The 7,961-nt window shown below is 41.3% G+C and carries 8 protein-coding genes; 7 read left to right on the top strand and 1 reads right to left on the bottom strand.

Annotation, left to right across the window (positions count from 1 at the left end):
* Positions 1 to 160 precede the first annotated feature (160 nt).
* Positions 161 to 2,482, top strand: coding sequence for a hypothetical protein (locus tag Q0191_RS01670; RefSeq protein WP_297663236.1), 2,322 nt, complete (start codon positions 161 to 163; stop codon positions 2,480 to 2,482).
* Positions 2,483 to 2,757: 275 nt separating this feature from the next.
* Here the strand turns inward: Q0191_RS01670 and Q0191_RS01665 are convergent, their stop codons facing one another.
* Positions 2,758 to 3,108: a hypothetical protein gene (locus Q0191_RS01665; RefSeq protein WP_297663234.1), complete on the bottom strand. Its 351-nt coding sequence runs from the start codon at positions 3,106 to 3,108 to the stop codon at positions 2,758 to 2,760.
* Between the two features lie 288 nt (positions 3,109 to 3,396).
* Here Q0191_RS01665 and Q0191_RS01660 point away from each other — a divergent pair, with 288 nt between their 5' ends.
* The 6 genes from Q0191_RS01660 to Q0191_RS01635 all read left to right on the top strand — a co-directional run.
* Positions 3,397 to 3,855 carry a CtsR family transcriptional regulator gene (locus tag Q0191_RS01660; RefSeq protein WP_239192561.1) on the top strand — a complete coding sequence of 153 codons (459 nt, stop codon included), beginning with the start codon at positions 3,397 to 3,399 and terminating at the stop codon, positions 3,853 to 3,855.
* A gap of 4 nt (positions 3,856 to 3,859) precedes the next feature.
* The gene (locus tag Q0191_RS01655) at positions 3,860 to 6,289 is read left to right on the top strand and encodes an ATP-dependent Clp protease ATP-binding subunit (protein WP_297663232.1); all 2,430 of its coding nucleotides are present in this window, start codon (positions 3,860 to 3,862) and stop codon (positions 6,287 to 6,289) included.
* Positions 6,290 to 6,303: 14 nt separating this feature from the next.
* Positions 6,304 to 6,744: a GNAT family N-acetyltransferase gene (locus tag Q0191_RS01650; RefSeq protein WP_005591148.1), complete on the top strand. Its 441-nt coding sequence runs from the start codon at positions 6,304 to 6,306 to the stop codon at positions 6,742 to 6,744.
* 83 nt (positions 6,745 to 6,827) lie between these two features.
* Entirely contained in the window at positions 6,828 to 7,310 is a 483-nt protein-coding gene (locus tag Q0191_RS01645; protein WP_045497836.1) for a hypothetical protein, read from the top strand.
* Positions 7,294 to 7,695 carry a DUF4430 domain-containing protein gene (locus Q0191_RS01640; protein ID WP_125371570.1) on the top strand — a complete coding sequence of 134 codons (402 nt, stop codon included), beginning with the start codon at positions 7,294 to 7,296 and terminating at the stop codon, positions 7,693 to 7,695. The genes Q0191_RS01645 and Q0191_RS01640 overlap by 17 nt, the downstream gene beginning before the upstream one ends.
* A 178-nt stretch (positions 7,696 to 7,873) precedes the next feature.
* A partial coding sequence (locus Q0191_RS01635; protein ID WP_297663238.1) for an adenylyltransferase/cytidyltransferase family protein occupies positions 7,874 to 7,961 on the top strand: 88 nt, incomplete at its 3' end.

The raw sequence follows: 7,961 nt of genomic DNA, 5'->3' as shown, positions 1-7,961 counted from the left end.
GCTCACGGCTCACGGCTCACGGCTCACGGCTCACGGCTCACGCTGATTATGTAATCGGGCGTGTTTTTTGTCAAGCTCTAAAACAGACTTTTTCACGTTTTTTTGAGGAAGTTTTTTATGTTGTTTTAGGACTTGATAAGTTAATTGTTGGAGGTGTAAAATGACACCTCTAGCTATTGATAGAAGTTGGCAATCTGGAAACGAAAGAGCTGACAACCTGTTCTTTTGGAGAACATTTGGTTTTGAAGAAAAGGATGTATTAACAGAGAATACAGATGGTATTGTAAAGGGTACATTATTTGAGTTTAAGAATAGCATTGCAGACCTTAACATAGTTCTCGTACAAGCTATTCATTATCTTTCTAAGTTGAGAAATAAGGGTGGGATTCCAATACCAAGCAAAATCGTTTTGGTTGATATTAGCAAAGACCATGCCTATGTTTATGATGCAACTCAATATCGTACTGAAATCGAGCAAAACTATACAAATAGTGCCTCTAAAGATGTTAAACAACTGACACTTAAAAATGCAACAAAGCCTGAAAATGAATTTGATTTCATAGTATCTCAACCAAATAACCCTAAAAATAAAGCCTTACGAGAATTATTCAATGTGGAAGTTTATCAAAAATTTGAAATCAACTTTCCAAATATTTTAGGTTGGGCGAATTACATATACCGTCACGATAAAACAACAACAAAATCTCAAATGTTTGAGATGCTCAAACAACCATCTAATTCAATAGTCGAAAACTATATCTTACCTTGGTGTGGAGACGAAAGCGATTTTGACACCGTGATGGACGCATTAAATGACCCTGCAAATAGAAAAGATTTAGGAGCGTTTTATACACCATTACCTTATGTTAAAGAAGCAACTAAACTTGTTCGTCAAGCTATTAGCAGTCTTCCTAAAGGTATGGACTATGTTATTTTGGATAGATGTGCTGGTACAGGAGCATTAGAGCATTATTTAACTGAGGAAGAGTTAAGCCATGTTATCTTGAATACTTATGAAATAAAAGAATGGCTTGTTTTGTATAACAAATATATTGGGAAGGTACGAGCTATCATACCACCACTTTCAATGGTAAAAGCTGTTAAGGGAAACTTAGTAACAGGTGGGGATGCTTTAGCAGAAGAGTTTTTATCAATTCCAATGGAAACAGATGGAAAACATAATACATTACAAGAAGTCATAGATGACAAAAATGTTGCGATTATTGGTTTTGAAAATCCCCCTTATTCTAGCGAATTAGCTCGTGCTCAAGAAGGAAATGTTAAATCTAAAGATAAATACAGCTATATAAGAAAATTGATGTCCGATGAATTTACTGGGGATAGTAGTCATGCAAAAGATTTACTCAATCAATTTGTTTGGTCGTTTGAGAAGTATTTTATGAGAAGCGAACATGATTATTACATCCTATTTGCACCAGTAAAGTATTGGAAGTCTGTAGGATTAATGAAAAAAACTTTCGTTGATGGATTTTTAGCAAATAGAGGGAATTTTAAAGCACAAGAAAGTTCTGTTTTAGTCGCACAATGGAAGAATGAAGTTGATACCATAACAGAAAGTTTAACTGTTCCAGCTAAAGAGATTTGGAAAGATGACAAAAAGTGGGGAACTGGAAAAGGAGCTGCAGTCATTGATGTACCTGAGGATGCTATTCTTAAAGATGTGAAGCATGTCACTGTAAGAAAAGTATACAAAACGCTAGGAGAATATTATTCTAAAAAGTTAAAAACAGATGTATTATCTAAAATTGCTACTGGCTACGATGGTAGAGAAGTGTCATTGAAAAGCTATGGGAAACCTGTCTATAATGACAATATTTTAGCGGTTATAGAAGCCAGTGGTTTTGGTACTACTCCGCAGGACATACGAATGACTAGAATTGCTATATATCATGGACGAGGTAGTCAAGTTAGAACAACTAATTATGCAGAGCAGACAGCTTTGTTTGTTGCCAAGCAGTATCCTCAAAGAAAATGGTATGAAAGAGATATTTACTATACAACTGCCGACAAAGGAGATTTGTATAAAAAAGATATAGATTTTCTAAGAAAATCTACGTTATGGACTTGCATATCTCAAAAAAATCATTGTTTAAGCTTCCATGGTTCTGATGGGAAATTTTACAATAACGAGATGTGCTTAGATGAGAACTCTCTAGTCCGTAAAGAATTGGTCGAACAAGAAAAATATGGGAAACTTGATAGAGCGGACTTAATGTTGTTAGGTGTCTTCGATGAATTACTTGAACTAGCCAAAGATACTCCAGAATATAATTCAAAGTATAATTATGGAACATATCAAATTGAGTTAGAGATAAATACCTCATACAAAGATGGCAATGGTAAAAAGATTTTTAATAATGAAAAAGTTAATACTAAACTAAAGGAGCTTAAAACAAGGCTAGCCGATTACTACGAAAATGAGCTTGAAAGTAAATTATTTGAGTATGAACTATTGAAATAATGAAAGACGATTTCCGAAAGGAAGTCGCCTTTTTGTATATTTTCGGAAGCACTCCATTTTGTGGTTAGTGTAAACAGGTATATAGTTCCCAAAAATAAAATGAAAGTAGGAAAATAAAGAGAAGAAAATTTTCTGAAAGTCTAGTTTGAACCGGCAGCTTGAACGAACCATTTAAGAATTTGTGGCTACCATCTAGCTCCTGATAAAACAAGAAAAGTGTGGAATCCATGGCTTTTATGAGCTCATGTTGCTTCCACACTTTTTATTGGGCGGGTTTATCTAACGGCCTTTTGTTCTTTATGTTTGTGAAGGATAAAGGAGTTTGAAAAACTCAGGCTTGCTAGTACAAAAAGAAGAAGGGTTGTTGCTGGATAGCTAAGGGAGATATGATTGGTTTTGATGATAAAGAGAAGGGCAAAGGCAAGAATGGCAAAGAAGATGCTGAGGCTCCAAGTCATTCGGCGACTGAATAAATGCTGCTCAAAGAGCAGAGGAATGAGGAGACAGCCTAGAAGAAGGCTCGTTGGGAAAACGACATACTCGGCAGAAAAAATAGTCAAGATACTCAGAGTGATAAACAGGCAGCTAAGTACATGATGGGTATAGTTGAGCCAATTTATTTTCATTGGAAAACCTCCTTTTGATGATGATTGTTTGGATACGGTTGATGGTGTAAACACCACACTTTCACACCTTTATTATAAGTCTTTAAAAGTAAAAAGCAAGCGTTTACAATCTTTTTTATCCAGTCTATCAATCTTTTTCATTACTCTGAATTATCAGATATTTTCAAGCTTTCTGAGACTTCTTTTTCTTTCAAAAAATAGATTTTTTCGGTATAATAGTCAAAGATAGTCAATGTTAGAGAAGACTTGAATGCTTATTTTTAGATATAACAGATAGAAAGGTATATCATGGGCATCAAAAATACCTCGGATAGTATAGAAGAATATATCAAAAGAATTTTGGCGCAGGCGGGCATGGTCGAGCTGAAGCGCAGTGAGTTAGCCGATGTTTTTCAGGTGGTTCCGAGTCAGATCAATTATGTGATTAAGACACGCTTTACGGAGAGTCGGGGCTATATCGTCGAAAGCAAGCGCGGTGGCGGTGGCTATATCAGGATTGGTAAGATTGAATTTTCCGATCGGCACCAGATGCTGTCTGATTTGTTGACCAATGTCGGTGAGTCGCTCAGCCAGCCAGTTTTTTCAGATGTTATGCAGCTGCTCTTTGATGAAAAAATTATTGGCCAGCGTGAGGGAGATCTGCTCCTAGCGAGTGCCAGCGATGCTGTATTGGGAGCAGAGGCTCCGAGGATTCGAGCTAGAATGTTACGGAAAATTTTGCAGCAATTAGATAGAAAAGGAAATTAAGAATATGAATTATTCAAAAGCTTTAGTAGAAAGCTTGGAGTCGGCTCAGCTCTTAGCTGGTCATTTTGCTACTGATTATTTAGAATCGTGGCAGGTGCTGATGGCTCTGGCTAATAATCCCTACAGCGTGGCAGGCTCGGCTCTAAATGAATTCCCTATTGAAGTGGATAAACTGGAAGAAGCAGCCTCTGACATTACTGGAAAAGAGTATCAAAAACAAGGCGGTTTTGACTTATTGCCTTTCTCTCACCGTTTGGAGGAGCTCTTTACTCAAGCAGGGCAGATTGCGGAAGCCGTCCATGCTAAAAGCCTAGGCACAGAGCACCTGCTCCTAGCCATGCTATTTGATCGTGGGACCTTGGCAGCTCGTGTGCTAGAAGCTGCAGGTTTCGGCTATGATGATAAAAGTGCAGCTCCTCGATTCAGTGATTTGCGAAAGGTTTTAGAGCAGCGTGCTGGCTGGGGCAGAGAGGAAATCAAATCGATCCGCTCGCTAAATAAAAACACGGCCTCTGCTAAACAAACCATGGCGAATATGATGGGCATGCCTCCTTCAACTAGCGGCGGTCTGGAAGACTATACTCGGGATTTGACAGAATTGGCTCGGGCTGGTCGTCTGGAACCAGTTATCGGTCGGGATGAGGAAATTTCTCGAATGCTTCAGATCCTCAGTCGCAAGACAAAGAATAATCCAGTGTTAGTCGGTGATGCGGGGGTCGGTAAAACGGCTCTGGCACTAGGCTTGGCTCAACGCGTGGCAGCTGGTCAGGTTCCGGCAGAACTTGCCAAGATGCGCGTCTTGGAATTAGACTTGATGAATGTCGTTGCTGGGACTCGTTTCCGCGGAGACTTTGAAGAGCGGATGAACAATATCATCAATGACATCGAAGAAGACGGCCATGTCATCCTCTTTATCGATGAGCTGCATACTATCATGGGCTCTGGTAGCGGGATTGATTCAACCTTGGATGCAGCCAATATCCTGAAACCGGCTCTGGCTCGGGGAACCTTGCGGACAGTTGGAGCTACGACGCAGGAAGAGTACCAAAAACATATCGAAAAAGACGCTGCTCTGTCTCGGCGTTTTGCCAAGGTCACTATTGAAGAACCTACTGTGGCCGACAGCATTGCTATTCTGCAGGGTTTGAGAAAGAGTTATGAGGATCACCACAAGGTGCAGATTAGTGATCAGGCCATCGAAACAGCGGTCAAGTATGCACATCGCTACCTGACCAGCAAGCATCTGCCAGACTCTGCTATTGACCTTTTGGATGAGGCCAGTGCAACTGTGCAGAACAAAGGACCGCAGAATTATAAACAGTCGGATTTGACGCCTGTGGATCAGGCTTTGATGGCTGGAAAGTTGAAAAAAGTCGGTCAGCTACTGGCAAAAGAGCAGGAGCCAACTGTTTACAAGCTGAAAGTGGAAGCAGGGGATATCTTAGAGACTCTCAGCCGCTTGTCTGGTATTCCTGTGCAGAAATTAACTCAGACAGATGCCAAAAAATACCTCAACTTGGAAAAAGAACTACACAAGCGGGTTATCGGACAGGATGCAGCAGTTTCGGCTGTCAGCCGAGCTATTCGTCGCAATCAATCGGGCATCCGCACCGGCAAACGCCCCATTGGTTCCTTTATGTTCTTAGGGCCAACGGGTGTCGGGAAGACAGAGTTGGCTAAGGCCTTGGCAGAAGTTCTCTTTGATGATGAATCAGCCCTGATTCGCTTCGACATGAGTGAATATATGGAGAAATTCGCAGCTAGTCGTCTCAATGGGGCGCCTCCGGGCTATGTAGGCTATGAAGAAGGCGGCGAGTTGACGGAGAAGGTTCGCAACCGTCCATATTCAGTTCTTCTCTTTGACGAGGTAGAAAAGGCTCATCCAGATATTTTCAATGTCCTCTTGCAGGTCTTGGATGATGGTCAGCTGACCGATAGCAAGGGCCGCAAGGTGGACTTCTCCAATACCATCATTATCATGACCAGCAATCTGGGGGCAACGGCCCTGCGGGATGATAAGACGGTTGGTTTTGGGGCGCGGGACATCCGCTTTGATCAGGCCAATATGGAAAAACGGATTCTGGAAGAATTGAAAAAGACCTACCGGCCTGAATTTATCAATCGGATTGATGAAAAGGTGGTCTTCCACAGTCTGTCTGCTGAGGATATGCAGGAAGTGGTCAAGATTATGGTGCAACCGTTGATCAGGAGTCTGGCAGAGCAAGGCATCGTGCTTAAATTTCAAGCTAGTGCCCTGAAATTGCTGGCTCAGGAAGGTTACGATCCAGAAATGGGAGCACGACCGCTGCGCCGTACCCTGCAGACGCAGGTGGAGGACAAGCTGTCTGAGTTGCTCCTGACCGGAGATGTGGCAGCTGGTCAAACGCTCAAAGTTGGCGTCAAAGGCGGTCAACTCAAATTTGAAATGGCTTAGGGAGGATGTGTGCAATGGAAATTCGTGTGATGACAGAAAAGGATTATGCCTCTGTTTACCAGCTGTGGCTCTCTTGCGCTGGTATGGGGCTCAATAACTTAGATGACTCTGAAGAAGGGATTGCCCGCTTTTTGAAGCGCAATCCTGAGACCTGTCTGGTTGCCTTGGAAGGGGAGAGCTTTATAGGTGCTATTCTAGTTGGCACAGATGGACGTAGAGCGTACATTTATCATACAGCTGTCCATCCATATTTTCGTAGAAAAGGAGTAGGCAGAGCTCTGGTCGAACAGGCCTTGTCAGCAGTGAAAAGACTTGGTATCCATAAAGTATCGCTGGTCGTTTTTGAAAGAAATGAACTGGGCAACCGTTTTTGGCAGGAGCTGGGATTTTCAGTTAGAAATGATCTGCTTTACCGAGATCAAGGACTAACGGAGATGATTCGACAGGATACATAAAAAGCTGATTTACTGGCATTCTTGCTAGGCTAATCAGAACCGTGTTATCATTCTGAAGAATATCATTTAGAAAGGCAGAAACTGTGTCTCTTCGTTATCTTACTCGAATCGCTCTTCTGGCGGCTGTCTGCGTCGTGCTTCGTTATGCCTTTGCTGGCCTACCCAATATCAAGCCGATTACAGCGCTGTATTTTCTCTTGGTGGATTTTGAGGACTTGAAGGGCTCTCTTCTAGTCATGTCTATCAGTATCTTTGTATCTTCATTCCTCTTTGGAATGGGACCATGGGTTCTTTTCCAGATCTTATCCTTTACGGTGGTTATTTGCCTATGGTACCTACTGTATCGGCGACTAGGCTTGTTTGGCCAGAGTATGTTGGCCTTGTTTTTAGCCTTTAGCTATGGTCTTGTGATTGATGGTATCACAGCCTTGCTTTATCAAATGCCTTGGTGGACCTATGTGGCAGCGGGAGTGGGCTTCAATCTAGCCCACGCCTGGTCCACGATGCTCTTCTATCCTATTTTGTATTTTATTTTAAGGAGACTTTATCATGAAAAAAATCTTTAGCTTACTTACGCTTGCCTTTGCTCTCTTTTTAGTGGGCTGTAGCAATAATCAAACAAAAAACGATACCAGCTCTAGTTCGGCTGCTTCTTCCGTCAAAAAGGAACTAAAAATCAGCATCAGCATTGCACCAGAAGGTCAGGAGAAGAGTGAGAAAACGGTGGCTGTTGAAGAAGGAAAAACAGCGATGGATGCATTGAAGAAGGCCTATAAGGTCGAAGAAAAAGAAGGTTTTATCACTTCCATTGACGGTCATGCTCAGGATGAAGCAAAAGGTCTCTACTGGATGTTTAAGGTTAACGGAGAAATGGCTCCTAAGGGAGCCAATCAAATCACGCTCAAGGATGGAGACAAGCTGGAATTCTACCAAGAAGTCTATCAGCAATAAATCTTGTAGAAAAAGAATCTGATGCTTAAGACATTAGGTTCTTTTTTTGCGCTTAATGCAGTTTTGAAGTGTCTGAAAAATATTTTTATAAAATTTTATAAAAAACTATTGACAAAAGAAAAATATAGTTTATAATAAAACCATAGAAATAATAAAATATAATAAAAAGGTTAAGCGTATGAAAAAACAAATTGCAATCGTCTTTGGAACCTTTGCTCCCTTGCATCAGGGGCATATCGATTTGATTCAGAAGGCGAAGCGTTCTT

The organism is uncultured Streptococcus sp. (assembly GCF_938036805.1).
In the GTDB taxonomy this organism is placed as follows: Bacteria; Bacillota; Bacilli; order Lactobacillales; family Streptococcaceae; genus Streptococcus.
Note: the sequence above shows the minus strand (reverse complement) of the source record. Positions and strands in the feature narration are given on the sequence as shown.

Coding starts and splice junctions, on each gene's coding strand:
- Q0191_RS01650 (WP_005591148.1), top strand. CDS start 6,304: ATGGAAATTCGTGTGATGACAGAAAAGGATTATGCCTCTGTTTACCAG.
- Q0191_RS01670 (WP_297663236.1), top strand. CDS start 161: ATGACACCTCTAGCTATTGATAGAAGTTGGCAATCTGGAAACGAAAGA.
- Q0191_RS01660 (WP_239192561.1), top strand. CDS start 3,397: ATGGGCATCAAAAATACCTCGGATAGTATAGAAGAATATATCAAAAGA.
- Q0191_RS01665 (WP_297663234.1), bottom strand. CDS start 3,108: ATGAAAATAAATTGGCTCAACTATACCCATCATGTACTTAGCTGCCTG.
- Q0191_RS01640 (WP_125371570.1), top strand. CDS start 7,294: ATGAAAAAAATCTTTAGCTTACTTACGCTTGCCTTTGCTCTCTTTTTA.
- Q0191_RS01655 (WP_297663232.1), top strand. CDS start 3,860: ATGAATTATTCAAAAGCTTTAGTAGAAAGCTTGGAGTCGGCTCAGCTC.